The sequence below is a fragment of the Mobiluncus mulieris ATCC 35243 genome (assembly GCF_000160615.1).
GTDB lineage: Bacteria > Actinomycetota > Actinomycetes > Actinomycetales > Actinomycetaceae > Mobiluncus > Mobiluncus mulieris.
On sequence record NZ_GG668520.1, the window covers coordinates 41,030 to 66,305 of the forward strand.

Below are 25,276 nucleotides of genomic sequence, written 5' to 3' on the forward strand. Positions count from 1 at the left end.
TGTCCGAATGGGCAATCACTAACGGCTTACAAAGGAAAGATGGGGTGTCGAGGGTATGACTGAGACAGTTCCTCAGTGGCTCATTTCTGGTTTTGCCCGGTCTAGTTCCAATTTGGGTGCCACCGCCAGTCGTGGAGACCTAGAGGCTTTGGCCACACAGTTGGCTCAGGTTTGGTCTGCACCAGAGCGCTGTTATCACAACCTCACCCATTTGAAAGACACCCTGGAAAATGTTGAGTTCTTGGCCGAGCAGGCGCGCGATATTGAAGCCTTGCGGCTAGCCGCGTGGTTTCACGGTGCTATCTTTGATGTTTCCCCAGACGCGATAGCACAAGGACTAGGTGGCATTGATATTCTCGCTTCCGCCCGTTTTGCTGCCGAAAAATTAGAATCAGTAGGTATGCCCCGTGAGACTGTGGCCAAGGTTGTAGCCTTGATTGAAAGCCTCTATCAGCACAAATCCAATGAAGATATTGATGCCCAAGTGCTATCCGATGCTGATTTAGCAGTTTTAGCCGCTGATCCCGAAGATTATCTGGATTATTTGCGCTTAATTCGCCAGGAGTATCACGCTTATTCTGATGCCGAGTTCCGCCAGACGCGCCTGAGCATCATCGTAAGCCTCCTGGCACGCCCGCAACTGTTCTATACGCACATGGCTAGTACTTGGGAAGAACCGGCACGAGAAAACATACGAGCCGAGCAGGAACGTCTCCTAAAGGCTGGGGGGCTGCCGGCGGAATCCCCCCAGACTCACCAGCCTGGTGATTTTTCGGAGGATTCCGAGGTATCCTCCAAAAAAATATCCATACCCGCCGAAGGGAGGAAGAGTGCTGTAGGATTTCAAGCCCCTGTGGTTACCCAACCAGCAGCCACCCCGGCAACCGACACGACGGCGGAGCCAGCAACCAGATTGACACAAGCTCTGACGCCAAGCCCAACAGACTCCACTGATACGGAAGAAGTGAATCCCTTGGCTCCCATAGACGATGCTGATTTGGGGTCCAGCTTGGAAAACGTCGAAGAGATTATGGACACCATGGTTATTAAAGCCTTAAAACCCGAGGAAAGTTTATTAAAGCCCATGTCAGACCCGAAAAAGTAAGTTTTCCACAAGAAATTGTTTTCGCCCTGTTTCCACAGGGTGAATTTTTTTTACTAGGCCATGCGGCCAGTTTTCTCTAGTCTGGGTATCAGAAAGCCAATACGGCTTTCATCCTAAAAAACCTACGTAAAGGAGAAGAATATGCAGTTACAAGTCGATAGCGAAGCCGTCTCGATGGCATCGAGCCAAACCCAGGCTTGCGCGGAAGAAGTTCGGAACCAGGTTTCAGCGATGATGGCGAATCTGGTGAATTTGCAATCCACCTGGACCGGCACGGCATCAGCCGCTTTCGAGTCATTGGCGCAGCAATGGCGAGCCACTCAAACCGTAGTTGAGGATAATCTGCGCCAGATTGGTTTACAACTAGCTACTGCTTCCCAAACCTATGCACAAGCCGAATCCCAAGCAGCCTCACTTTTTGCGGTTTCCTAAGAATTAACCGTGTTCAATACCTCCATAATTCTAATGAGCGGAAGGCCTTTGCCTTCCGCTCATTAGAATTATCTCAGCTATTGGATGCTCCTCAAAAGAGGGAAACGTTTCTAGCGAGAGAAACCGAGGTCTATCTTTTTGCCGGTAATCAAAGAAATAGCCCAGGCGGCTCCAAGACCAGCGCCCACACACAGCCCCATGATTAGAAGGAACGAAACCACACCAGGAACCGACTGAATCGGGGATGCCACAAAAGCTCGGGGAGAATTAGGGTTGATTTTCGACACGTCACCTTTAGGGGCGGCCTGCGGGGCTTGCGGCATAACTCCGGACTTAGCAACTGGACGGCTCTGCCCGACAACTTCCGGCCCGGCAGGAACAGACAAGTCATTACCCAGGTTTTGGTTGTTTTCGCCAGCCGCCAAGGAAGCACCCTGAGCGCGAACCTGTGGACCATCGGTCAGGGTATCAAGCTGCACAAATTCAACCGAGGAACCAGACTTGCCCGGAACCGATTCGGGTGAGGGAGCCTGGGCGGCCGCACCGGCTAGAGGAACCATAAATCCGCTCAGCACTAGCGCCATTGCTGCACCAATCAGTCGTTTCATCATATCCTGCCTTAACTCTAAGCCTTCATTCAGGTTTCCTGGCGACTAGTTCACCATTTTTCCCTGTAGATGTGAAGGTCTGCGGTTTTTCCTGACAGATACTATTGTATCCTTAGTTTTATTTTTCGGGAAGCTCTCAGGCTTTATTAGGTTTTTTTCGATATTTTTTGGGTAAAACCCCAGGTTTCCAACGTTAAACAATCAGGTTTTGTCCTAACATTCAAGGTCTCAAACGCATTGTGATACCCAAAAACTTGGATTAAATCGCCAAGAGGTGCCCCGCGATTCGCTGGGAAGGTCTAACCCGAATCTTGCCCTAGATACTTTGGGCGGGACGGCCTAAGCCGTCCCGCCCAAAGTATCTAGCTATCGGTCACCGACCGGAGTAGTGGTCTAGTACATCCCACCCATGTCGTCACCACCAGCCGCCGGCGCTGGAGCCGGAGGTTCTGGTTTGTCCACAACCACGGCTTCGGTGGTCAGGAACAAACCTGCGATAGAAGCGGCGTTTTGCAAAGCAGAACGGGTTACCTTCACCGGGTCAGCCACCTTAGCAGCCAGAAGGTCTTCATACACACCAGTGGCAGCATTCAGCCCCTGTCCCTTAGGCAGGTTACGAACTTTCTCGGCCACAACCCCACCTTCAAGACCCGCATTGGTAGCAATTTGCTTCAACGGAGCTTCGACCGCAACTTCAACGATACTGGCACCGGTGGCTTCGTCACCCTCGAGCTTCAAGGTGCTAAAGGCTTCCTTGGCGGCTTGAATCAAAGCCACCCCACCACCGGGAACCAGGCCTTCTTCCTTAGCAGCTTTGGCATTACGCACCGCATCCTCGATGCGTTGCTTACGCTCTTTGAGTTCCACCTCGGTGGCTGCACCAGACTTGATAACCGCTACCCCACCGGCAAGTTTCGCCAGACGTTCCTGGAGTTTTTCACGGTCATAGTCAGAGTCCGTCTTTTCAATCTCCGCACGAATCTGCTTGATGCGCGCCGCCAAGAGCTCCTTATCTCCCCCGCCATCAACAACAGTGGTGTCATCCTTGGTGACAACCACCTTACGGGCGGTACCGAGTACTTCGATACCCACATTTTCTAACTTCAAACCGACGTCTTCGGAAACAACCTGACCGCCAGTCAAAATCGCCATGTCTTGCAGCATAGCCTTGCGACGATCCCCAAAACCCGGTGCTTTGACAGCCACGGCCTTCAAGGCACCACGAATTCGGTTGACTACTAGAGTGGCTAATGCCTCGCCGTCAACATCCTCGGCCACAATCGCCAATGGCTTCCCGGCCTGCATAATCTTTTCCAACAACGGCACCAAGTCCTTGATGGTGGAAATCTTGTGGTCTACCAACAGAATGTAGGCATCTTCCAGAACGGCTTCTTGACGATCAGCGTCGGTAACAAAGTACGGGGAAATGTAGCCCCGGTCAAAACGCATCCCTTCGGTGACTTCGAGGTTCAAACCGAAAGTATTGGATTCTTCAACGGTGATAACGCCTTCCTCGCCTACCTTTTCCATGGCCTCGGCAATCATTTCGCCGATAGCCTCGTTAGCGGCAGAAATCGAGGCGGTAGCCGCAATCTGATCCTTGGTGTTGACCTCAACCGCATCAGCAATCAGCCGTTCCACCACCGCATCCACAGCCTTTTCAATACCGTGGCGCAAAGCAATCGGATTGGCTCCGGCAGCGACGTTACGCAATCCTTCTTTCACGATAGCCTGTGCCAAAACAGTTGCGGTGGTGGTGCCGTCACCAGCCACATCATCAGTCTTTTTAGCAACTTCCTTGACCAGTTCCGCCCCAATCTTTTCGTAGGGATCAGCCAGGTCTATTTCCTTGGCGATTGATACACCGTCGTTTGTAATCGTGGGTGCACCCCACTTTTTCTCCAACACCACATTGCGACCCTTGGGTCCCAAAGTAACTTTCACCGTGTCAGCCAGCAAGTCCAGGCCGCGCTCCATGCCGCGACGAGCCTCTTCCTGAAAGGCAATCATCTTTGCCATTTAGTTTTACCTCCGCTTGAGTAAGTATTGCGGTGATGGGGAACGCCCGCGACGGACGGCTTGACCATACCAGTTCCTGTCTCTGGTGCAGACTTACCTCGTTCACCATCTTTTTTGTCACTCGCCTTATCCGAGTGCTAACTCAATATTTGCACTCTAGACTCGAGAGTGCAAGTTTTACAGATTCAAAGCTTCTCGACCAACACGATTTGCACCCCACTGATTCCTTGCTGCTGCACCAGCATGTCGATCTGCAGCACCTGTTGAATCTCTTTGGCTTGAGCTTCGTGGTTGGCCGAGTAGTAGATGGTGTTTTGTTTGGGTTTGGTTCCCGTAAAGTTGCTGGCAGTCACCGTGGCGTATCCTTTAGCCACAATTTTGGCTTTAACTCCTGCGGCTAAACCATTAATCCCAGAAGCATTAAACACCTCCACCGAGCTGGATTTGTCAACACTACCCCCTTCTGTCTCTTGCGGGGCAGCATTCGAGCTGTCCGCCGAAGTACCCGTGGTTTCGGGGGTCGTGGGGCTTTCGCTGGTAGAGGGACTTTCCGGGGCGGCCGGGCTTTCGTCTCCGGCTTCCGATTCATGAGGTGTTTGCGTAGCCTCAGACGAAACACTTTGATTTGCGGGCTGACTAGCTTTCGAGGATACGTCGGCGGTGCTGGTATCCGCCGGATGGGAGTTTATCAACAGTAACATAACCCAGGCCAGTAACGGGGCGACAATAACTGCAATAACGAAGGGTAAAAACCCGTGCCACCAGGGCTGACCGGGTCGGTGTGCCCCTTGCGGCAGCCGTTTACCAATCCGGTCGAATTCGTCCTCGGGATACTGCGCTTCACTCACAGTTTTAAAGGTAGCTAATCAGAATGGGATTTGCTATGTGCCACGCCTAAATGTATTAAACACGCCGAATTAGGCCAGATGCCAGTCCACAGGAGTGGCTCCCAAGCTTTGGAGTAGCTGATTGGCTCGGCTAAAGGGTCTCGAACCGAAAAAACCTCTAGCAGCGGAAAGTGGCGAGGGATGCACGGATTCAATAACCGGAATCTGGGGCATGAATTGCTTGGTAGAACGTGCATCATTCCCCCACAGGATAGCCACCAAAGCTTTATCTTTCCGACTGGCCAGGGCTCGAATCGCGAACTCTGTGATGACTTCCCAGCCTTTGCCCCGGTGGGAACCGGCCGCCCCGGGTTGCACGCTGAGGCAACGATTGAGTAGCATCACTCCCTGATTCGCCCAGGGAGTTAAATCCCCTGAATTGGGCGGTTTAAAACCAAGGTCACTTTCGAGTTCCTTAAAGATGTTTTGTAAGGATCGCGGGATTTCTGTACCTGGAGTTACCGAAAAGGCGAGACCCATAGCGTGCCCCGGGGTGGGATAGGGGTCTTGCCCCACAATCAGTACTTTCACTGCAGACATCGGCCGGGTAAATGCGTTGAATATTTGCTTTCCCGGAGGCAAATACCCACGCCCAGTTGCGTTTTGCGCTCGAAGGAAATCTCCCATGGCGTGAATCTGGGATTCTACTGGCTGCATCACCTTGGCCCAATCAGGTGCCATGATATTTTCCAAGCCACTCATGGTTCCATCCTTATTTCTGGGTTTAATCATCCGAAGAAACACCGAAAACCGACTCGGTATCCGTTGGAACGGAGCCACTTAACAGACTCGAACTGTTGACCGTCCGCTTACAAGGCGGGTGCTCTACCAACTGAGCTAAAGTGGCGGTTGCTTTCATAGCGATTTTCTCACATCTTGGGATATAAACCAAAGTTTGCACTCATCGCGGCCTGACACGGTTCGAAATCCCCATTATATTGCCAGCATCTCACTATTTCAGGCTCGGACGACGACGAAAAACGCGGCGGATAAAAGTACTACCCCGACCAAAAACCGGGTTCCCCACTGTGGAAAAAACCTCCGCAGTACGATACGTGCCCCGGTTCTGGCGGGGGCAGAGCTCGGCAGCCACCAGGTTAAAGCGCCCCCTATCGCCAGCATCCCTAGTCGTAAGACCATAGTTTGTGGAATACTTAGTCCAGAAAAACCAAGAATCGTGGTGTTAATTCCAGGAAAGTGGGGGAATAATCCGGTTTTGATTGCAAGGCTACCACCCAAGAAAAATCCGATAACAAATGCACTTGGCAGAGCAGTAAACAGCCCTTTAACCAACGCTGTAGGTACAGAAAAGAGTTTATGTTTCGCACGTGTTTGCCAGCCCGCAGCCGCGAACAGCCACAAAATTAGCGGTGCCGCCACCCCGGCAATGAGTTCTTCGCGGGTTCCCAAAAGAGCCCAGGAAACAATCCCTGCTAGCACCAAGAAAGGCAGTCTTCTTGGAGTGAAAACCGACAAGGTCTCGGAATCTTCATTTTCTAATGGGGACTCTGACTCCAGCAGGGGGATTAACTTCGAATCAGGAGCGGTTTCCTCTTCTTCACCACGCTCAGGGGAAGCCTCTAGTTGCCAGGAAAGTTCTGGGCTTGACGGAATCGGACTTATTTCTACGGCGGGGGTTAATACAGTTGTGGGAGACTCTATATTGTACCGCTCGGTACAACCACCCTTATCGTGCAACGAAATTTGCAGCGGAACAGCTAACGCTTTCAGAATTGCATTAAAGTCAGCGCTCCGGGACTCTTGGGGAGCTAATGCATCCCTAAAGACGGTTGCTAAATCTACATCAAGCGTTTCAACAGCCGGATTACCAGCTAGAACCCTGGAAATCTGCACAGTTTGAGATTCTGCCCCAAAGGGTGGTTTCCCAGTGAGAGCAAATAGTAAAGTGGCTCCTAATGACCACCAGTCATCAACGTAACTTGGCGGATTACCACAAATAACCTCGGGAGAAATAAACCCCGGGGTACCAACCACCAAACCCGTTTGTGTCAGATGCGCCTCCCCGGTAGCAAAGGCAATCCCGAAGTCAATCAAAATTGGACCATTCGTTCCAAGAATTACATTGGCCGGTTTAATATCCCGATGACACACTCCTCGGGCATGAACCGCTTGCAAAGTTTTTGCCAGCAATGTGCCCAATTCATAGACATCTTCGCGTCGCCACGCCCCGCCTTGGCGCACATCTTCTTCCAGGGTGGAACCGGCAATGTATTCGGTTACTAAAAACGCTGCCACGTCCGAGTCAATTTCTAGATCCAACACGTGCGCCACTCCCGGCACATCGAGTTTGGTTAAAGCCGCCGCCTCGGCACGCAGTCGCTGCCGACCGGGTAATTCATCCTCATGACGGCGTTCCCCCAGGAAAATATCAGGGGACAAAAGTTTCAAAGCCACCTGATTACCCTCGATATTACGCGCCAAATAGACAGTGGCGGAAGCCCCTTTCCCGAGGGGTCTTTCCAGCACATATCCACCAACATCTTGTCCTAACAGGTGGCGGGAATCGGTCATAGTTTCAGAATACCGAAAGAAATCGGGCAAACACGAGATAAAAACTTAGCTACGCTCTGGATTTTCTGGCATACTATTTGGTGTCGATAACTTCGACGGTAGGGCAATGGAGCCGTTTCCGCCCCTTAGGCTACTACCTTTTACTCGGAACGTCCGGCACGTACCTGCCGGTGAAAGGATGAATTTGATATGGCTACTGTTACTTTTGATAAGGCCACCCGTATCTATCCAGGGTCTACTGTTCCCGCAGTTGATGCTCTAGATTTAGAGATTAAGGACGGGGAGTTTCTGGTTCTGGTGGGGCCTTCGGGCTGCGGGAAATCCACCTCGCTGCGGATGCTGGCCGGTTTGGAAGAGGTCAACTCCGGTCGGATATTAATCGGCGATAAGGATGTCACGGATGTGCAACCCAAAGATCGGGACATTGCTATGGTGTTCCAGAACTACGCTTTGTACCCGCATATGACAGTTCGCGACAATATGGGCTTTGCCCTCAAAATTGCCGGCACTCCCAAGGACGAGATTAATCGCCGAGTCGAGGAAGCTGCGAAGACCTTGGACTTGACGCAGTATCTAGATCGCAAACCAAAGGCACTTTCCGGTGGGCAACGGCAGCGCGTGGCCATGGGACGAGCCATTGTTCGTAAACCGCAAGTATTCTTGATGGACGAGCCCCTGTCGAACCTGGATGCCAAGCTGCGTGTCCAAACCCGCACTCAGGTTGCCTCGCTGCAACGTAGCCTGGGGGTCACTACACTCTATGTGACCCACGATCAGACCGAGGCTTTGACGATGGGCGACCGCATCGCAGTGCTAAAAGACGGCATCCTCCAACAGGCAGGAACCCCCGATGAAATGTACCAGGTTCCGGCTAACGAATTCGTAGCCGGCTTCATTGGTTCCCCCTCCATGAACCTACGCAAGTTCAGAGTCGAGGGCGAGGTAGCTAAACTCTTTGGAGCCACGCTAACGATTTCCCCAGCACAGCGTTCCGCCATGGTGGATGCGGATAACGGTGAGGTTACCATCGGATTCCGCCCCGAAGACCTGTCCATAACCACCGAAGAAGGCCCGGGAGTTATGCCAGTGATTGTTGATGTTACCGAGGAACTGGGATCCGACGCTTATGTTTATGGGCACTTCCAGGGCGACGAAGCCGGAACCTCGGGTTCAGTTACGGATGACCACCTAGTGGTTCGGGTTCCCCCGCGTACCGCCCCCAAGCCAGGCAGCGTGTTAAATGTAAAGATTAACCCCGGACACCAGCACGTTTTCAGTGCTTCCACCGGGATGCGTTTGCCGGAATAGTCAGGTTAATTACTCCTTGCCGAGTTAGTCGGTCGGAGACGGTTACCCGTCTCCGACCGACTAACTCGGGGCTAGTAATGCTGTATGTAATTAGCATTTGAGAGAAAAATAGATAAGAATTTGAACGTGTCTGCACTATCTATTACCGCTGCTACTACCGAGCCGGATTTATTCGATTTACCGTGGAATCTGCCACTGAAAGAGTGGTCCGAGCCTTTTATCGCCTCCCTTCCTCACGGAATTTCTCGCCACGTGGTGCGTTTCGTGAACCTGGGAGAACGTATTTTGGCAGTCAAGGAAATCTCTGCCGAGGTGGCGCAACGAGAATACGCCCTGTTGCGGGATTTAGTTCGCCTCGAGCAGCCCACCGTTCACCCTTTAGCAGTTGTCACCAACCGCACCAGCGATTCCGGCGAAGAACTCAACAGTGCCTTAATCACTGAGCATCTGCCTTTTTCTCTACCCTACCGAGCTTTGTTCACTTCATTGATGCGACCCGAAACCGCTACGCGTCTGATTGACTCCTTGGCGGTACTTTTGGTACGCCTCCACCTGGCAGGATTCTTTTGGGGCGACGTATCCTTGTCCAACACCCTATTTCGTCGGGACGCCGGAGCCTTTGCCGGATATCTGGTGGATGCAGAAACCGGAGAGCTACATCCCGAAGGCTTGTCCTTTGGACAACGGTCTTATGATATTGATTTGGCACGCACGAATATTATCGGGGAACTGATGGATCTCCAGGCGGGTGGGGTTTTGGACGAAGATGCTGATGCCATTGAAATCGGAAATCTTATTCAAGACCGCTATGACGCTCTGTGGAACGAACTGACGTCGGAAGAAGCCATTTCCGCTTCGGAGCGCTGGCGGGTAGAAGACCGGATTCGCCGTTTGAACAACCTGGGTTTCGACGTGGGCGAGCTGCGAATGAAGGCTGATGAAACCGGTGGTACTTCGAGGTTATTGATTAAACCGAAGGTGGTGGATTCTGGACACTATCACCGCCAGGTGATGCGCCTAACTGGCCTGGATGTACAAGAAAATCAGGGACGACGCATGATTAACGACATGCAAACCTACCGAGCCTTAAATAATCTCAATGACGCCCCACTGGAATTGGTAGCGCATCGTTGGCTCACCGAGGTTTTTGAACCGATTGTGGCCGCGCTTCCCCCGGAATTACAGGCTAAGCTGGAACCCGCTCAAATTTTTCATGAGGTGCTAGAACACCGCTGGTTCCTCTCGGAAAATGCCAAACGAGAGATTCCGATGAAAGAGGCTATTGACTCTTATATTCGCAAGATTTTGCCTTCGAAACCTGATGAGGCAGCACTCTTGGGAGCCTAGACTCTCAGACTTATAGTTCTAATACCACCGGGACGTGATCGGAGGGTTTTTCCCCGTCGCGCTCCTCTCGGCCAATAAAAGCTCCCGTAATCTTGTCCGCCAAATTTGGGGTGGCCAGGGCGAAGTCTATTTTCATACCCTGGTTGCGCCGCCACCTAGCTTTTTGATAATCCCAGTATGTCCATCCCGGCGCGAACTGTCGGGTCACTTCCACTAAGCCCCCGCAATTTGTACTGTCTGTTCCAATACGGGAAATTGCAGTTTCATCCAGGCTAACAGCCTGTGCCAGAGTATCGGATTGGAGCAGCCGCGCAAAAGCCTCGCGTTCTGGAACGGAAACATGGGTTGCTCCCACGAATTCCTGAATATCCCAGACATCCTCGTCGCAAGGGGCAATATTAAAATCTCCCATGAACAGACCTAAAGCTGTGGGGTTAGCAGCTAACAGGGTGTGCGCATGAGAACGCAGAGCCTCTAACCACGCCAGTTTATAAGCAAAATGGGGATTATCTATTTCCCTGCCGTTGGGCACGTAGAGTGACCAGCACTCGATTCCCGCCACGCGAACCCCCAAGGCTCTCGGTTCAACTACCGGCGGTTTGCCAAAAGGTGGCTGGGGAATTTTCCCGCTAAATTCAGTGCCTAAAACCTGTGCGTCCAAATCGGCGCGCACTGCTATAGCCACCCCATTCCACTGGTTCAAGCCATTAACAAAAACTTGATACCCACTAGCCAAGAAAGCCTCAACGGGAAACTGACTAACCCGACACTTGATTTCTTGCATGGCAAGGACATCAACGTTTGAGCGGCACAAAAAATCCAACACCCGGGGCAAGCGGCTTCGGATAGAGTTAATGTTCCAAGTGGAAATACGCACCGTTTTCCCTTTATCTAAAGGTCACACTCAAACCCGTTCGATAATATCCGCTATGGAGGGCATGACTTCATTGGGGCGGTACGAGAAATCCGAAATTTGTTCGGCCTTAGTAGAACCCGTCAGCACTAGGAAGGTATGCAGTCCGGATTCGACCCCAGCAAGCATATCCGTATCCATGCGGTCACCAATCATCGCGGTTTCCTCGGAGTGAGCCCCAATTCTGTTTAATCCAGTGCGAAACATAACCGGATTAGGCTTACCGATAAAGTACGGCTTCTTTCCGGTGGCGGCAGTTATCATCGCGGCTATCGCCCCGGTAGCGGGAATCGGACCGTCCGCTGTCGGTCCGGTGGTATCCGGATTGGTGGCAATAAACTTCGCACCCTTGCTAATCAGCTGCACCGCCGTGGCAATCTGGTCAAAAGAATAGGAGCGGGTTTCTCCTAATACTACGTATTCGGGATCCGTCGAAGTCATAACATAGCCAGCCTGGTACAAAGCCGTAGTCAGCCCAGCTTCTCCCACCACGTAGGCAGTAGATTTCGGGGATTGGGTCTTTAAAAAAGAGGCCGTGGCCAAGGCTGAAGTCCAGATACGTTCCTCGGGAACCTCCAACCCGGAAGCCGCCAAACGCGCTGAAAGATCACGTGGGGTAAAAATCGAGTTATTTGTCAGTACAAGGTATTCACGCTCTTTATCCCGCAAGGTTTGTAAAAACTCCGCAGCACCGGGGATGGCTTGCTCCTCATGAACCAGAACCCCATCCATATCAGTAAGCCAGTACTTGAGCTCTTTAACTGGCGGATTAATCTCCTGTTCACGTTGTTGCTTGGTGCCAAAAGTGGCATCCATCATGGCTTCTAGCTGGTCGGTAATTTTGGTTTTCAAAGCGAACTTCCCCCCTGATAATCGTTGGGGATTTCCCAACGCCACAAATCCTCGCCGACACACCAGCGAGAACAACATTGGCCTACGACGTACTGTTCATTTTAAGGTTAAAGGACAAAACCTGAAAACACAAAGGATACGATATGAAGTGGGCACTAATCACCGGGGCTTCCAGCGGCTTAGGGGAAGAATTTGCTTGGCAACTGGCCGCCGAACCCCTTAACCTGGTTCTGGTAGCCAGACGAGCACATCGTCTCGAAGCCCTGGCCGGGAAAATCCGCGCCACCCTCGGGGTGAAAGTCGAAGTTTTAACGGCAGACCTAAGCACTGCGGCAGGACAAAATACGGTAATTAGGCGTCTGCATGACGAATCGCGCCCCGTTGCCGTGTTGGTTAACAATGCGGGCTTCGGACTCGGACAAACATTTGTGTCCGGAGATTGGACACAGGAAGAAAAGGCTTTAGAGCTGATGGGACGTGTCGTGGCTCGATTAAGCTGGGAAGGGGCACGCGCGATGCTACGCCGAGTTTCCCGAGTGGCGCCTCATGAACCCCACAGAAAAAACCCCACACTGTACCGAGCGGTACACTTTTTACGCTGTGGAGTCCCCGTTTCCCAGCCACACGGTGGTGGAGTAATAATCAATGTGTCCTCTGCGACCGCCTACACCGCTATGGGAACCTATGCGGCACTAAAGACCTGGGTGCGGTTTTTCTCGGAATCCCTAAGCACCGAATTGCGTGGCTCCGGCGTGTCCGTCACCGCCGTAGCCCCGGGGCTGATGCACACCGAGTTTCATGAAGCGGCCGGGATGAACGTCGGGGTATGGCCAAAAATTAGTTTCGTCGACCCCTCTCTAGTGGTACAAGAAACTATTGAGGCGGCGCGCCGTCGCCGAGCCTTGGTCACCCCGACCATTCGTTACAAAATTGTATTAGCGGCCTCTCGTTTCGCACCCCGCTGGTTGATGCGTCGGTACTTTGGTTCACATTTTTTCAACCGGGCACTGTGAAATAGGTTGTTTTGCACTGCGCTGTGAATCCGATTGATTCGGTCGCACAAACTGGATTTTGAACCGGTTGGTACAAAGCTAAAAGCGTTGGGGAAGCCCTTACGGACTCCCCCAACGCTCAGTTCTAAGGCTGGAATTACTTCATCATAGTGCCATCGGATCCAAGACGCTGGCAGGCTTCAACCACGCGGGCAGCCATCCCAGCTTCGGCGGCCTTGCCCCAAGCACGCGGGTCGTATTGCTTCTTGATACCAACCTCGCCGTCAACCTTAAGTACGCCCTCGTAATTCTTGTACATCCAGTCAGCAACTGGACGAGTGTAGGCATACTGGGTATCGGTGTCGACGTTCATCTTAATTACACCGTTGGCGACAGCGGTGGCGATTTCCTCGGCAGTAGAGCCGGAACCACCGTGCATCACCAGGTCGAAGGGGCGGTCACCCGCCTTGAAGTGCGCCCCGACTTCCTGCTGGATGGTGCCCAACAGTTCCGGGCGCAGCTTCACATGACCCGGCTTGTACACGCCGTGGACATTCCCGAAAGTCAAGGCGGTAAGGTAGTGACCTTTTTCGCCCAGACCCAGAGCCTCTACCGTCTTGATGCCGTCTGCAGTGGTGGTGTAAAGCTTCTCGTTGATTTCGCCAACCACACCGTCTTCTTCACCACCAACAACACCGATTTCAACTTCTAGGACGGTATTGGCAGCCACAGCCTTCGGCAACAAGCGCTTGGCGACTTCCAGGTTCCGATCCAGCGGGATAGAAGAACCATCGAACATGTGGGACTGGAAGAATGGCAAGCGGCCAGCTTTAACTTCCTCAATTTCGAGGTCAATCAAAGCTTCTGTCCACGAGGCCAGTTTGTCTTCAGTGCAGTGGTCGGTGTGCAGCGCTACCGTTACGGGGTAGTTCTTGGCAACTTCCTTGGCATAGGCAACCATAGCCAGGGAACCAGCGACACGGTCTTTAATACTGGAACCAGACCAGTACTCCGCTCCGCCAACCGACACTTGGATGATGCCATCGGACTCAGCGTCAGAGAAACCGCGCAAAGCTGCTGTCAAGGTCTGCGAAGAGGTGACATTGATAGCGGGATAGGCGAACTTGTTCTCCTTGGCGCGCTTGAGCATTTCCTTGTAAACATCTGGGGTTGCAATAGGCACAGTAAAACTCCTTCTTTTTGTTGTCGATATGACCCCTATATTCTTTCACTTTTCTCCATTTTTTTCGCCTTGATGGCCGGAGAAAATCAGTTGTTCGCAAATTCGCGTATCGTCGAGTCGCAAATGTAAACCCCGGTTCTAGGACAGACCCAAATCCGCTAGGTGTAAGGCCGCAAAATACGGATAACCAGCTTCCTCAATTCGCTGCTGAGCTCCGGTGTCGCGATCCACAATCACGGCCACGGCCACCACTTTAGCTCCCGCAGCTTCCAGGGCATTCGCAGCCTGGAGCGGCGAGCCCCCGGTGGTCGAGGTGTCTTCCAACACCACCACGCGCTTGCCCGCCACCTCAGGTCCTTCGATTTGGCGTTTCATCCCGTGGTCTTTGGCAACTTTCCGCACTACGAAAGCGTCAAGGTCTAGCCCCCGGGCGGCCGCCGCGTGCAGCATGGCGCTAGCCACCGGGTCGGCTCCCATTGTCAGTCCCCCCACCGCATCTATCTCGGAGATGGGGAAGCCGTTTTCTTCGAGTAAATCAATCATGACATGCCCAATTAGCGGGGCGGCTTCGTGGTGTAGGGTGGCGCGGCGCATATCCACATAGAAATCGGCCTCCCTCCCGGAGGCTAGGGTGACTTTGCCGTGCACCACGGACAGGGTTTTTACCAATTCGGTTAGTCTTGACAGTTGCGGGTCGTTGTTTTTCACATTCCTAGCATAGAGTGAATGCGTGCAAGAAACGAACTATTCTGATGAAGAATCTGAGGTTGGGGTGGGACCGTGGCCGACCGATCAGCCGCTGCCCATGGGGGATTGTTACGACGCGGCTTTACTGAGAGAAGGTGACCGGCGCAATGTTCCCGACCGGTTTCGCTATTGGAGCAATGCGGCTATCACCGCCCAGTTGGATTGGGAGTTAAACCCACATCCCGAGGATTTATCCGCACCCTGCCTGGAGATAGCCGTAGAAAATATCGGGCATGACTTCAATATCGGCTCGATTATCCGCACCGCTAACGGTTTGGGGGTGCGCCAGGTGCATATTTTAGGGCGGAGGCGTTTTAATCGTCGCGGCGCGATGGTTACCGACCGCTATCTGCATCTGCAATTTCATGAGGTGCCAGCCGCTTTGGCGACCTACGCTGCTGAAAAAGCCTTGACTATTGTGGGGATGGATAACCTTCCTGGCGCCGAAAACTTGGAGAGCTGCGAGCTGCCCCGGCGTTGCTTGATGATTTTCGGGGAAGAGTCCTCGGGTATCACCCCCGCGACTCAAGAGATTTTGGACCATTTGATACAAATTACCCAGTATGGTTCCACCCGTTCTTTGAACGTGGGACACGCGGCCGCTATCTCGATGTGGGCGTGGGTGCGAGCCTATCCCCGCCGGCTCCCCTAGGCCTTGGCGGAGCCTAGCCTTGGGCACTAAGCGCCAAGTGACGCATCTGGGTGTTTAACTGTGGCCATAGCGCCTTGTGGATGGAACCGAAGTTTTGGCCTCCCAAAAAAACGCCGGCCACCCCCGCGCCAAGGTCAACCCAGATAAAGGAACCCGATTGTCCAAAGTGTCCAAAGACCTCGGAAGGAAACTCTGGGGGCAGGTAGTGCGGGGTTTTATGTCCGTGAATCTCGACCCCGGTTCCCCACAGATTGTCGCGGTGGTGTCCATATCCGGGCAGCATGCCGCGCAAACCTGGGCGTACTGGGCGGGCGAAGCCCGCGATATCACTGGAGCTCAGCGGAGTTCTGGTAGGGTTGAGCAGCTCGGCGGCTAATTTAGCCAAATCGTTTATCGGGCTGGTGGCTCCCCAGGCGGGTGAACCCACCAGTTTTGTATCACTCATTCCAAGAGGGTGGAGGATTGTTCGCGCCACCCACTGTGTCCACGGCATAGCGAGTTTCGTGGCGGCGAAACTCGCCGCCACTTCAAAACCGTAGTTGGAGTAAATCCGTTTCGTAAAAGGGGCGATGGTTGCTGCTTGTGGACTGGTAATTCCGAGCCGTACTCCCAGCTGATTCTTGGAGTCTTGAACCCCGTCGGGATGTGGATTGTCAAAAGGCAGTCCCGAGCAGTGCGCCAGTAAATCCCGCAAGGTGACCCCCGGCGGAGCTGGAGAGGGAACTGAAGTATCCAAGGGCAGAATCTGGCCGTCCAGCTGCGGCAAGGACTGTACCCAAAACGCCGTTGACACCAAGACCTTGGTCACCGACATCCATTTGAATGACTGTTCCAGATCCGCGCGGCTGGAGCCACCAGTCCACACATAGATATCCCCGCTGCCCTGTCGGGATAGCACCGCCAACGCATAGGGGAAAGGCACCTCGTGACGCAGCGGGATATGCCCGGGGGACAGTTCCCCGAAAGCCACCGTATTCACGCGGTTTCCTTTCCTGTTCAAGCGAACTCTATCGACCCCAGCCGGATTCGGTCTAGCTCCGCGACCACAGCTGGACTTAACTAAAACTCGATGGAATTCAACTAGGTTAGCGCAGCCACCCGGCCTCGCGGTAGCGACCCAGGCTCTCTTGAGTGGCTCCCGGGGTGAACATGCTCAGATAGAACTGCGCCATCTGCCCGGGACAGTTCTTTTCATGTGTATAGAGCCATTGGCTCAAAATCCCATCAAACAGCGACATTTGGAGCACCGCTATATCACGGGCTTTCAAGGCGGTATGTGCAAGCCCTTGTGCCTGCAGCTCAGTCCAGGCTTGCGTCAAAAGAGTGCGGAACTTCCGGTTGCGTTCCTCGTAGTGATCATGAGCGGGATGCAACTCTGAAGAGGCCTCAGCCAACAGCATACATTCGGCTTCGATGATGGTCGCGTTGGTCGCCACATTCGACAAAACCTCTAGCAACGTATCGAGCAAGGCCATGGCATCAAGCTGCGCGAGTTTCCGAAAGTCAAAACCCATTTCTTTCTCGTAGCGATCAACTACACTCATCAACAGGATTTCTTTGGATGGGAAGTGATAGATAACCCCCGGATGTGAAATCCCCACGCTTCGAGCGATATCACGCAAGGACATACCGTGATAACCAACTTCTCCCAGCAAATCCACCGCCGCATCGAGAATCGCTTCACGCCGTGCTAACCCAGAGGCATAGGAGCCTCGCGTACGCCTATCACTAGAGGGCATTTCATCTCCAAATACTCAAAGAATAATTCTATTTTCTCTGTTTCCCAGAAACATCTAGGAAGTACACCTCATCCTGCATATAAATATAACTGGCATATGGCCTAGACACGGCATTTTGCTCTTAGAATTTGTAAATATCAGTCCATTAATCAGCTTTTACTCTTAGCTGCAGCCGGTACTGTTCGTTCATCGGCCCGGTTAGTTCACTGAGATCCCCGACTTCCACAAGTTCCCCGGCAGTGAAATCAGGAGCCTCCACCACTACAGTGGCACCACGTTTCACCTCTCCGGATAGCAGCTTTTCCGCCAGCTGATCGCCTATTTCGCGTTGAATCAAGCGGCGCAACGGCCTCGCCCCGTAGGTGGGGTCGTAGCCAGTTAACGCCAACCAAGAACGCGCCGAAGGCTCCACCTCAAGGGATAGTTGGTTTTCCTTCAAACGTTGCGCCATCTTGGCGATTTGAATATCCACGATTCTTTCCAAATCCTCGGTAGAAAGGGCGTCAAAGAGGATGGTTTCATCTAGCCGATTCAAAAACTCCGGTTTAAATGCCGCCCGCACCAAATCCAACACCTGTTTTTGTACCTCACGACGGTCAGCTGTCGGATCGGTGAGGAACTGGGAGCCAAGATTAGAGGTCAACACCAAAATGACATTGCGGAAGTCCACGGTGCGTCCCTGTCCGTCGGTGAGGCGACCATCATCAAGGACTTGCAGCAAAATATCGTAGACATCGGGGTGTGCCTTTTCTACCTCGTCCAAAAGAATCACGCTATAAGGGCGACGCCGCACCGCCTCGGTAAGTTGCCCGCCCTCCTCGTAACCTACATATCCCGGGGGCGCCCCAATCAATCTTGCCACAGAGTGCTTCTCGCCGTACTCACTCATGTCTATACGAGTCAAGGCACGTTCGTCATCGAAGAGGAATTCCGCTAAGGCTTTAGCAAGTTCAGTTTTCCCGACCCCCGTGGGACCAAGGAACAAGAATGATCCGGTAGGACGATTGGGGTCGGCCACTCCGGCACGCGCCCGACGTACCGCATTGGACACGGCTCGCACCGCGTTTTTTTGACCGACCAGTCTTTTACCCAAGTAGTCCTCCATATGCAGCAGCTTTTCAGATTCGCCGCGCAGCAATTTCCCCACGGGAATCCCGGTCCATGAAGCCACTACCTCGGCTATCTCGGCGGCATCTACCTTTTCGGCTATCATCGGGGTGGTTTCGGTTTCGCCTTCCCCCGCTTCATGAGTGGCATGCCGAGCTGAAACGGCATCATGTTTTTCGGCGGTTTCAATTTGGTGTTTTACCTGGGGGATTTCCCCGTTTTGCAAACGTCCAGCGTCTTCCCACCTGCCTTCACGCATGGCTTGCTCCAACGCGGTGTTCAACTCGTCGAGCTTTACCCGCAATTCGCCGACCAGGTTGTGCCCAGCCTTTTCGGCTTCCCACCTCAAGTTCAACCGATCCAAGGCATTTTTTTTCTCGGTCAGATTAGATTGTAGATTTTCGAGCCTTTCCTTGGTAGCAGCATCTTCACGGTTAGGATCAGAGGATTCCAAATAGGACAGCTCCATTTTCAAACGATCTACTTCGCGGCGCAGCTGATCGATTTCTTCCGGCGAGGAATCCAATTCCATGCGCAGCCGAGAGGCCGCTTCGTCAATAAGGTCAATTGCCTTATCAGGTAGTTGCCGTCCAGTTATGTAACGGTTAGACAGCTGCGCGGCTGCCACCAGCGCCCCATCGGCGATAGTCACCTTGTGGTGTGCCTCGTATTTGGGAGCAATGCCGCGCAAAATTGCAATGGTATCCTCTACCGAGGGTTCGCCCACAAACACAGTTTGGAACCTTCGTTCCAAAGCAGGGTCTTTTTCAATGTGTTCTCGGTATTCATCCAAGGTGGTGGCTCCCACGAGACGCAACTCTCCGCGAGCCAGCATGGGTTTCAACATATTCGAGGCATCCATCGAGCCTTCACTCGCTCCCGCCCCTACTACGGTGTGCAGTTCGTCGATGAAAGTAACGACTTCACCCTGGGCGTTCTTGATTTCTTCCAATACCGCCTTGAGGCGTTCTTCGAACTGACCACGGTATTGTGCCCCCGCAACCATAGCCCCCAAGTCCAGGGCAATCAGGTGTTTGTGTCGCAAGGAATCGGGCACATCCCCGGCCACAATTCGCTGTGCCAGACCTTCTACCACAGCGGTTTTACCCACCCCAGGCTCCCCAATCAACACCGGATTGTTTTTAGTACGTCGACTCAAGACTTGAATAACACGGCGTATCTCGGCGTCACGACCAATTACCGGGTCAAGTTTACCGTCCATCGCCCGCTGGGTGAGGTCATCACCGTATTTCTCTAAAGCTTTGAATGTGGCTTCGGGATTGGGGGAAGTTACTTTCGATTCCCCCCGAAACTTGTTAATGGCCTTGAGGAGCTTCTTATCGGTTGCCCCGGCGCGACGCAAGATTTTTCCCGTCTCCCCTTCGCTTTGCGCCAAAGCCACCAGCAGATGCTCGGTAGAAACATAGTCATCCCCGCGTTCTTTAGCAGCCACCCCAGCCTGGTTCACAATATTCAAGGCTGCTTGGGAGGGTTGCGGTTGCGCCACTGATGCCCCGGAAGCTCCAGGTAACGTTACCAAGACATGCCGTACTTCCCGGGAAACCTCTTCGGTATTGGCGACTTCTTGCAAGATTTGAAAGGCAATCCCTTCATGATCTTCCAACAAGGCGCTCAGAATATGTATGGGTTCCAGCGTGGGATTTCCCCCAGCCGCAGCCGTTTGCAACGCCGATGCTATTGCCTCTTGTGACTTAGTAGTTAATTTCTGTTCCATGATTATTCGCTCCCATTTTGACCTGCTGCCCCCACAGTCAGGTTTAATTCACACCGATATTTTGGAACTAATGGTACAAAAGCTGGACTGACTGTTACAGTCTGTCTGCACCACAGTTCCTTATTTTTGCCACAACACCAGAGCAGAGGAACGAGACACGGGGAAACCAACAGATTGAGTTTTCTCCGCTCGCTGCCCCCAGCTCAAGGAAGTCACTTCCCCGGCAGAGGAAGCCGCAAACACCCGGTTGGACAGTTTTGCGGCCAAAGCCAGTTGAGTGTTCTCTTGTTCCAGTTCCTCGACTCGGCGCTGCAAATCCATAATGCGCCGGATTCCCTCTAAGTTAACGCCTTCCTCTTGGGAAAGCACCTGTATCTGACGCAAATGAGACAAGTCTCGCAGGGAATACCGCCGCCCCCCACCGCCGGTTCGCCCCGGAACCACTAGGCCAAGTCGGTCATATTGGCGCAAAGTTTGCGGATGCATCCCCGCCAGACACGCGGCATCTCCAATCCGAAAACGCGGCTGAACCCACGCTTGCTGAACCTCAAATTCACTGAGTTCTTCACTATTGCAAAGCGCCGCTTCCAAACGCACCCCAGCCTCGCGAAGCCTCGCCAGGCAAGTAGTCATTTCGTCGAAAAGGCTCATAGTGCCACCAACCTATCCAGTTGGGCACGCGGATTAGCGTTTTTCGTAGCCTCAGTGAAAGCCTGCATAGCCTGTTTCGCAGCCTTGGATAAATCCCTAGGTACTGCCACCTGAATCTGCAAACGCAAATCCCCTCGACCGGACTTGGTTTTCAAACCGTAGCCGGGGATACGGATTTCCTCACCCGACTGGGTTCCCGCCGCCACATTCACTTTCACCGTAGAACCATCTGGCAATGGCACGGTTATCAACGCGCCCTGTACGGCCTCCGCGAAGGTCACCGGCAAGGTGAAGCACAAATCTTTGCCGTCAAGGTGCAGATAGGGATGCGGCTCGACGCAACAGGTCACCACCAAATTTCCGGGCTCACCACCATTAGAACCAGGCTGACCCTTGCCCCGCAGACGAATCTTTTGCCCATCGTGAACCCCGGGAGGGATTCTGACGGTGATAGTTTCTTCACGCAGTCGCAATCGAACCGTTGCCCCATTGTAGGCTTGTTTAAAGGTCAGTTTGGTGGAAGCCGAAATATCCGCACCATTTTGAGCTCGAAAGGAAAACCAGCGGTTACTCCCCCCGTTTCCTTCACCATTTCCTGACCCGGAACCCCCGGCGGGGCGGGCAGTGTTGCCGTAATAGGACGAGGCGGAGGTATTGGGGAAAGTGGTACCGAAACCGGGGTAACTCGCCCCCGCCCCAGAATTCCGACTCCGCTCTGCCGCGTCGGCCGCATTAGAGAACATATTAAGAATATCGCCTAAATCCGGGTTTCCCGCCGTATAGCGCGCTGAACCGCCGTTTCCTCCCCCAAAACCGGAGGTAAACATGGCGGAAAAGGCGTCCTCAAAGTCTGCGGCCGTACCGTGCCGGGATGCCCCCGCCCTAAACCGTGGTCCTCCCGCCGCCATAGCTCGCAAGGCGTCATACTTCTTGCGCTGTGCTGGGTCAGAAAGAACCGCATAAGCTTCCCCGATAGTCTTGAATTTTTCTTCAGCCTCGCGGTTACCCGGATTTTGATCCGGATGGTACTGCCGGGCAAGTTTACGGTAGGCTTTTTTCAAATCCTTATCGGACACACCCTTAGAGACCCCTAAAACCGCGTAATAATCCTTATCAAGCCAATCATTAGAACCCATCGGTTTTCCTCCTTTCCACCAGGTCTACTGCCTTAGGCAGACACATTGTTACTCACTTACCCTCTACGTGCGTATTGCTAGCATCTTTAGCAGCCTCACCAGCCGTAGCGTTGCTTTCCTTGGCTCCCGTCTCGGTTGCAGCCTCGGCTCCCGCTACCACCACCATAGCGGGTCGCAAGACGCGCTCTCCCATCAGGTAGCCCGGTTGAGCTACCTGATCTATCACATGGGTTTTACCTTCCATTCCAGGAAGCATCTGGATGGCCTGGTGCAGGTTCGGGTCGAAAGTATCGCCTTTAATCCCGTAGCGTTTCACCTTGAACTTCATCTCGAGAGCTTGCTCGAGTTTGTTAGCTACTGCCTCGAAAGACCCCACTAAATCCCCGTGTTGGCGCGCCAAGTCAATGTCATCGAGCACGCTCATTAAAGCATTGACTACATTCGCCACCCCGAGTTCTTGCTGGAGGGGAACTTCGGCTTTGGTGCGGCGGGCATAGGCATTGTATTCCTGTTGCAGGTTGTACAAATCCGCCCGAGCTCGTGCCAAGTCGTCTTTCATGGCTTCCAGTTCTTGTTTAAGCTCGCTAATACGCTGTTCTTGTGCCGAGTTTAGTTCGGACTCAAGGTCAGCTACCTCCGATTTATCCGAGCCAGATGACTCTTTTTGACCAGTCGGTGGCTCTTTTACGTCGGATTTTTCGCTGGCACCTAATGAAGCCGCGTCCGCCGAACCGAACTCTACCGTGTCGCCGCCTGACGTAGTCGCGTTCGTTTTGGGCTGGTCTTTAGGCGTCTTTTTGGACTTGGCTTGCGCGTCGCGTTCATGAGCCGCATCGGACTCTTTTTGCGAGGCCGCATAAGCTTGCCGTGCCTGTTCATTCACTTTCTCGTCACTCACTTGTTTTCCTCTTCGTCGATAACCTCGGCATCAATAACATCATCATCGCTACCGGAGTTCTCGGCTGGTTTAGGAGCCTCGGTCTTTTCTTCACCCGCCGACTCATTCTGGGCATTGGCATAGAGCGCTTGACCGATAGCTTGAGATTTCTCTTCGAGGGCACTCATCGCGGCCTTAATAGCCTCGATATCTTCGCCCTCATTAGCCTTCTTCAGGTTCTCTACCGCTTCTTTCACCGGCGCAACCGCGTCCTCGGGAAGCTTCTCGGCATTATCTTTCAAGAGCTTCTCGATACGGTAAACTGCCTGCTCCGCTCCGTTACGCACTTCGGCATCCTCGCGGCGTTTCTTGTCCTCTGCGGCGTGAGCCTCGGCCTCTTTCACCATGCGATCAATCTCGTCCTTCGGGAGAGAAGACCCGCCGGTAATGGTCATGGACTGTTCCTTGCCGGTTCCCCGATCCTTAGCGGAAACATGCACAATACCGTTAGCATCAATATCGAAAGTCACCTCAATCTGGGGCAAACCACGAGGAGCCGGCGCAATTCCAGTCAGCTCAAAAGTTCCCAGCGGCTTGTTATCGCGAGCAAACTGGCGCTCACCTTGATAGACCTGAATCAAAACCGAAGGCTGGTTGTCTTCGGCCGTAGAGAACACCTCGGATCGCTTGGTCGGGATAGCCGTATTCCGCTCAATCAGCGGGGTCATAATCCCGCCCTTGGTTTCAATACCCAGGCTCAGCGGGGTCACATCAATGAGCAGCACGTCTTTACGGTCGCCCTCGATAACACCGGCTTGCAGTGCCGCTCCCACGGCCACAACTTCGTCGGGGTTAACACCTTTATTGGGTTCGCGCCCCCCAGTCAGTTCCTTTACCAGTTCCGTTACCGCCGGCATCCGGGTAGATCCCCCCACCAACACAACGTGGTCAATCTCGGACAGGCTAATCCCGGCATCCTTGATAACCGAGTTGAACGGGGTCTTGCAGCGTTGCAGTAAGTCCTCGGTCATTTCCTCGAACTTGGCACGGGTAAGTTTTTCGTCCAGGTGAATCGGGCCGTTTTCACTCATAGAAAGGTATTGCAAGTTAATGTTGGTGCTCATGGCCGAGGATAGCTCCTTTTTGGCCTGTTCTGCCGCGTCACGCAGCCGTTGCAAAGCAATCCTATCCTTGGATAAGTCCGCCCCATCCTTGGTTTTAACCTGGTCTACCAGCCAATCCACTATGCGCTGATCCCAATCATCGCCGCCGAGCTTATTGTCACCGTTAGTGGCGCGAACCTGAATAGTGGAAAACCCGTCGTCATCTTTGCCAACTTCCAGCAAGGACACGTCGAAGGTACCGCCCCCCAGGTCGAAGACTAGGATGAGTTCATCTTCCTTGCCTTTTTCCAGGCCATAGGCCAATGCGGCAGCGGTGGGCTCGTTGACAATACGCAAAACATTCAGCCCCGCAATCTGGCCGGCTTCTTTGGTAGCGGTACGCTGGGCATCATTGAAGTAGGCCGGAACGGTAATAACCGCGTCAGTAACCTTATCCCCCAGGTAGGCCTCGGCGTCTTGCTTGAGTTTAGACAGGATTCGCGCCGAAATCTCTTGCGGAGTGTATTCCTTGTCGTCAATCTTCACTTTCCAGTCCGTACCCATGTGGCGCTTCACCGAGGCGATGGTGCGATCCACATTGGTTACCGCTTGGCGTTTCGCTACCTCTCCGACCAGAACTTCACCCGTCTTTGAGAATGCCACCACCGAAGGAGTGGTACGCATCCCCTCAGCGTTCGCGATAATAGTGGGTTCGCCGCCTTCCAGCACCGCCAGGGCGGAATTAGTAGTTCCAAGGTCAATACCTACTGCCTTTGCCATTGTTGCTTCCTTCTTCTTGTTAATTTTTGTTCATGAGTGGATTGCGCCGTCTCCGGCGCAGCTTCAAGATTTGCACCATCCGCAAATCTTGAGTTCTTATGACTCAAGTTTACGACAGGTCAGGAAGTTTGTCCAGTTAAAACTCAAAGACTTGAGTCGACCCGACTCAAGTCTTTGAAATTGCAGGATTTCTAGAACCCCAAAAGAATTTGGCCTTGCAGCTACCCAGCGAATTCCGGATGGCACCTCATGAAACCATTTAATGAACCGCACCCAAGCTACCAAAAGGATGCCAACCCGTATAGAACCCAATCGAATCTTTAGCAAGCCAGACAATACCCAGCAGAATCACGACAGCCAAGACGGCATAAACCAGCCATCCCACCAGTTTCATAACTGAACTGGGCTCGGTATCATCCACCACCGTCCCCGATTCATCGCGAATCGCCCGTCCGGCATGAGCCCGCATCCCCAAGGCGAACAGAGTCGGCACCCCAGCTCCAAACACCAAGGCCAAGGCTGCCACCCGCAAAATAGCCTCTATTATTTGTACCGCAGTCATCAGTAAATC

At 53.2% G+C, this 25,276-nt stretch carries 23 protein-coding genes and 1 tRNA gene; 6 read left to right on the top strand and 18 right to left on the bottom strand.

Annotation, left to right across the window (positions count from 1 at the left end):
• The first annotated feature begins 55 nt into the window (after positions 1–55).
• Positions 56–1,105: an HD domain-containing protein gene (locus tag HMPREF0577_RS08145; protein ID WP_004013335.1), complete on the top strand. Its 1,050-nt coding sequence runs from the start codon at positions 56–58 to the stop codon at positions 1,103–1,105.
• A 141-nt stretch (positions 1,106–1,246) separates the two neighbouring features.
• Positions 1,247–1,537, top strand: a complete 291-nt coding sequence (locus HMPREF0577_RS08150; RefSeq protein WP_004013336.1) for a WXG100 family type VII secretion target — start codon at positions 1,247–1,249, stop codon at positions 1,535–1,537.
• Between the two features lie 110 nt (positions 1,538–1,647).
• Here the strand turns inward: HMPREF0577_RS08150 and HMPREF0577_RS08155 are convergent, their stop codons facing one another.
• From HMPREF0577_RS08155 to HMPREF0577_RS08180, 6 genes are all read right to left on the bottom strand, one after another.
• Entirely contained in the window at positions 1,648–2,148 is a 501-nt protein-coding gene (locus HMPREF0577_RS08155) for a hypothetical protein (RefSeq protein ID WP_004013337.1), read from the bottom strand.
• A gap of 390 nt (positions 2,149–2,538) precedes the next feature.
• Complete coding sequence (groL, locus tag HMPREF0577_RS08160) at positions 2,539–4,164, bottom strand: chaperonin GroEL (RefSeq protein ID WP_004013338.1); 1,626 nt, start codon at positions 4,162–4,164, stop codon at positions 2,539–2,541.
• 185 nt (positions 4,165–4,349) lie between these two features.
• The gene (locus tag HMPREF0577_RS08165) at positions 4,350–5,012 is read right to left on the bottom strand and encodes a LytR C-terminal domain-containing protein (RefSeq protein WP_004013339.1); all 663 of its coding nucleotides are present in this window, start codon (positions 5,010–5,012) and stop codon (positions 4,350–4,352) included.
• A 69-nt stretch (positions 5,013–5,081) separates the two neighbouring features.
• Positions 5,082–5,783 carry a uracil-DNA glycosylase gene (locus tag HMPREF0577_RS08170; protein WP_004013340.1) on the bottom strand — a complete coding sequence of 234 codons (702 nt, stop codon included), beginning with the start codon at positions 5,781–5,783 and terminating at the stop codon, positions 5,082–5,084.
• A gap of 42 nt (positions 5,784–5,825) precedes the next feature.
• Positions 5,826–5,898, bottom strand: a tRNA-Thr gene (locus HMPREF0577_RS08175).
• Positions 5,899–6,008: 110 nt separating this feature from the next.
• Positions 6,009–7,583 (bottom strand): serine/threonine protein kinase, encoded by a 1,575-nt coding sequence (locus HMPREF0577_RS08180; RefSeq protein WP_004013343.1) that lies wholly within the window; start codon positions 7,581–7,583, stop codon positions 6,009–6,011.
• Between the two features lie 189 nt (positions 7,584–7,772).
• Between HMPREF0577_RS08180 and HMPREF0577_RS08185 the strand changes: the two genes are divergently transcribed.
• Both HMPREF0577_RS08185 and HMPREF0577_RS08190 read left to right on the top strand, forming a co-directional pair.
• Positions 7,773–8,891, top strand: a complete 1,119-nt coding sequence (locus HMPREF0577_RS08185) for an ABC transporter ATP-binding protein (RefSeq protein WP_004013344.1) — start codon at positions 7,773–7,775, stop codon at positions 8,889–8,891.
• A 126-nt stretch (positions 8,892–9,017) separates the two neighbouring features.
• Positions 9,018–10,238 (top strand): DUF4032 domain-containing protein, encoded by a 1,221-nt coding sequence (locus HMPREF0577_RS08190; protein ID WP_004013910.1) that lies wholly within the window; start codon positions 9,018–9,020, stop codon positions 10,236–10,238.
• A 10-nt stretch (positions 10,239–10,248) separates the two neighbouring features.
• Here the strand turns inward: HMPREF0577_RS08190 and HMPREF0577_RS08195 are convergent, their stop codons facing one another.
• A complete protein-coding gene (locus HMPREF0577_RS08195; RefSeq protein WP_004013346.1) occupies positions 10,249–11,115 on the bottom strand; it encodes an exodeoxyribonuclease III in 867 nt (288 codons plus the stop codon).
• Positions 11,116–11,142: 27 nt separating this feature from the next.
• Positions 11,143–12,081 (bottom strand): HAD-IIA family hydrolase, encoded by a 939-nt coding sequence (locus HMPREF0577_RS08200; protein WP_004013347.1) that lies wholly within the window; start codon positions 12,079–12,081, stop codon positions 11,143–11,145.
• Positions 12,082–12,146: 65 nt separating this feature from the next.
• On the opposite strand from HMPREF0577_RS08200, the gene HMPREF0577_RS08205 reads away from it, so the two are divergent.
• Positions 12,147–13,016, top strand: a complete 870-nt coding sequence (locus HMPREF0577_RS08205; RefSeq protein ID WP_004013348.1) for an SDR family NAD(P)-dependent oxidoreductase — start codon at positions 12,147–12,149, stop codon at positions 13,014–13,016.
• Between the two features lie 136 nt (positions 13,017–13,152).
• Here the strand turns inward: HMPREF0577_RS08205 and fbaA are convergent, their stop codons facing one another.
• Positions 13,153–14,178 carry a class II fructose-bisphosphate aldolase gene (gene fbaA, locus HMPREF0577_RS08210; protein ID WP_004013349.1) on the bottom strand — a complete coding sequence of 342 codons (1,026 nt, stop codon included), beginning with the start codon at positions 14,176–14,178 and terminating at the stop codon, positions 13,153–13,155.
• Positions 14,179–14,316: 138 nt separating this feature from the next.
• Positions 14,317–14,886 carry an orotate phosphoribosyltransferase gene (gene pyrE, locus HMPREF0577_RS08215; RefSeq protein ID WP_004013351.1) on the bottom strand — a complete coding sequence of 190 codons (570 nt, stop codon included), beginning with the start codon at positions 14,884–14,886 and terminating at the stop codon, positions 14,317–14,319.
• A 22-nt stretch (positions 14,887–14,908) separates the two neighbouring features.
• Between pyrE and HMPREF0577_RS08220 the strand changes: the two genes are divergently transcribed.
• Positions 14,909–15,577 (top strand): TrmH family RNA methyltransferase, encoded by a 669-nt coding sequence (locus tag HMPREF0577_RS08220; RefSeq protein WP_036342755.1) that lies wholly within the window; start codon positions 14,909–14,911, stop codon positions 15,575–15,577.
• A gap of 13 nt (positions 15,578–15,590) precedes the next feature.
• Here the strand turns inward: HMPREF0577_RS08220 and HMPREF0577_RS08225 are convergent, their stop codons facing one another.
• The 8 genes from HMPREF0577_RS08225 to HMPREF0577_RS08260 form a co-directional block, all read right to left on the bottom strand.
• Positions 15,591–16,556 carry a serine hydrolase domain-containing protein gene (locus HMPREF0577_RS08225; RefSeq protein ID WP_004013353.1) on the bottom strand — a complete coding sequence of 322 codons (966 nt, stop codon included), beginning with the start codon at positions 16,554–16,556 and terminating at the stop codon, positions 15,591–15,593.
• 106 nt (positions 16,557–16,662) lie between these two features.
• The gene (locus HMPREF0577_RS08230; RefSeq protein ID WP_004013354.1) at positions 16,663–17,316 is read right to left on the bottom strand and encodes a TetR/AcrR family transcriptional regulator; all 654 of its coding nucleotides are present in this window, start codon (positions 17,314–17,316) and stop codon (positions 16,663–16,665) included.
• A gap of 145 nt (positions 17,317–17,461) precedes the next feature.
• Positions 17,462–20,158 carry an ATP-dependent chaperone ClpB gene (gene clpB / locus HMPREF0577_RS08235; protein WP_004013355.1) on the bottom strand — a complete coding sequence of 899 codons (2,697 nt, stop codon included), beginning with the start codon at positions 20,156–20,158 and terminating at the stop codon, positions 17,462–17,464.
• Between the two features lie 120 nt (positions 20,159–20,278).
• On the bottom strand, positions 20,279–20,809 hold the full coding sequence (locus HMPREF0577_RS08240; RefSeq protein ID WP_004013356.1) for a heat shock protein transcriptional repressor HspR: 531 nt from the start codon (positions 20,807–20,809) through the stop codon (positions 20,279–20,281).
• Positions 20,806–21,945: a DnaJ C-terminal domain-containing protein gene (locus HMPREF0577_RS08245; protein WP_004013357.1), complete on the bottom strand. Its 1,140-nt coding sequence runs from the start codon at positions 21,943–21,945 to the stop codon at positions 20,806–20,808. The genes HMPREF0577_RS08240 and HMPREF0577_RS08245 overlap by 4 nt, the downstream gene beginning before the upstream one ends.
• A gap of 52 nt (positions 21,946–21,997) precedes the next feature.
• Positions 21,998–22,843, bottom strand: a complete 846-nt coding sequence (locus HMPREF0577_RS08250) for a nucleotide exchange factor GrpE (RefSeq protein WP_004013358.1) — start codon at positions 22,841–22,843, stop codon at positions 21,998–22,000.
• On the bottom strand, positions 22,840–24,705 hold the full coding sequence (gene dnaK / locus HMPREF0577_RS08255) for a molecular chaperone DnaK (RefSeq protein WP_004013359.1): 1,866 nt from the start codon (positions 24,703–24,705) through the stop codon (positions 22,840–22,842). The genes HMPREF0577_RS08250 and dnaK overlap by 4 nt, the downstream gene beginning before the upstream one ends.
• Positions 24,706–24,964: 259 nt before the next feature.
• Positions 24,965–25,267 (bottom strand): hypothetical protein, encoded by a 303-nt coding sequence (locus tag HMPREF0577_RS08260; RefSeq protein WP_004013361.1) that lies wholly within the window; start codon positions 25,265–25,267, stop codon positions 24,965–24,967.
• Positions 25,268–25,276 lie beyond the last annotated feature (9 nt).

What these genes read in the sequence shown, in the direction of transcription:
- HMPREF0577_RS08185 (WP_004013344.1), top strand. Translation starts at nt 7,773, where the DNA reads ATGGCTACTGTTACTTTTGATAAGGCCACCCGTATCTATCCAGGGTCT.
- dnaK (WP_004013359.1), bottom strand. Translation starts at nt 24,705, where the DNA reads ATGGCAAAGGCAGTAGGTATTGACCTTGGAACTACTAATTCCGCCCTG.
- HMPREF0577_RS08170 (WP_004013340.1), bottom strand. Translation starts at nt 5,783, where the DNA reads ATGATTAAACCCAGAAATAAGGATGGAACCATGAGTGGCTTGGAAAAT.
- HMPREF0577_RS08150 (WP_004013336.1), top strand. Translation starts at nt 1,247, where the DNA reads ATGCAGTTACAAGTCGATAGCGAAGCCGTCTCGATGGCATCGAGCCAA.
- clpB (WP_004013355.1), bottom strand. Translation starts at nt 20,158, where the DNA reads ATGGAACAGAAATTAACTACTAAGTCACAAGAGGCAATAGCATCGGCG.
- HMPREF0577_RS08145 (WP_004013335.1), top strand. Translation starts at nt 56, where the DNA reads ATGACTGAGACAGTTCCTCAGTGGCTCATTTCTGGTTTTGCCCGGTCT.
- HMPREF0577_RS08245 (WP_004013357.1), bottom strand. Translation starts at nt 21,945, where the DNA reads ATGGGTTCTAATGATTGGCTTGATAAGGATTATTACGCGGTTTTAGGG.
- HMPREF0577_RS08230 (WP_004013354.1), bottom strand. Translation starts at nt 17,316, where the DNA reads ATGCCCTCTAGTGATAGGCGTACGCGAGGCTCCTATGCCTCTGGGTTA.
- HMPREF0577_RS08200 (WP_004013347.1), bottom strand. Translation starts at nt 12,081, where the DNA reads ATGTTGTTCTCGCTGGTGTGTCGGCGAGGATTTGTGGCGTTGGGAAAT.
- HMPREF0577_RS08205 (WP_004013348.1), top strand. Translation starts at nt 12,147, where the DNA reads ATGAAGTGGGCACTAATCACCGGGGCTTCCAGCGGCTTAGGGGAAGAA.
- HMPREF0577_RS08180 (WP_004013343.1), bottom strand. Translation starts at nt 7,583, where the DNA reads ATGACCGATTCCCGCCACCTGTTAGGACAAGATGTTGGTGGATATGTG.
- groL (WP_004013338.1), bottom strand. Translation starts at nt 4,164, where the DNA reads ATGGCAAAGATGATTGCCTTTCAGGAAGAGGCTCGTCGCGGCATGGAG.
- HMPREF0577_RS08155 (WP_004013337.1), bottom strand. Translation starts at nt 2,148, where the DNA reads ATGATGAAACGACTGATTGGTGCAGCAATGGCGCTAGTGCTGAGCGGA.
- HMPREF0577_RS08260 (WP_004013361.1), bottom strand. Translation starts at nt 25,267, where the DNA reads ATGACTGCGGTACAAATAATAGAGGCTATTTTGCGGGTGGCAGCCTTG.
- HMPREF0577_RS08240 (WP_004013356.1), bottom strand. Translation starts at nt 20,809, where the DNA reads ATGAGCCTTTTCGACGAAATGACTACTTGCCTGGCGAGGCTTCGCGAG.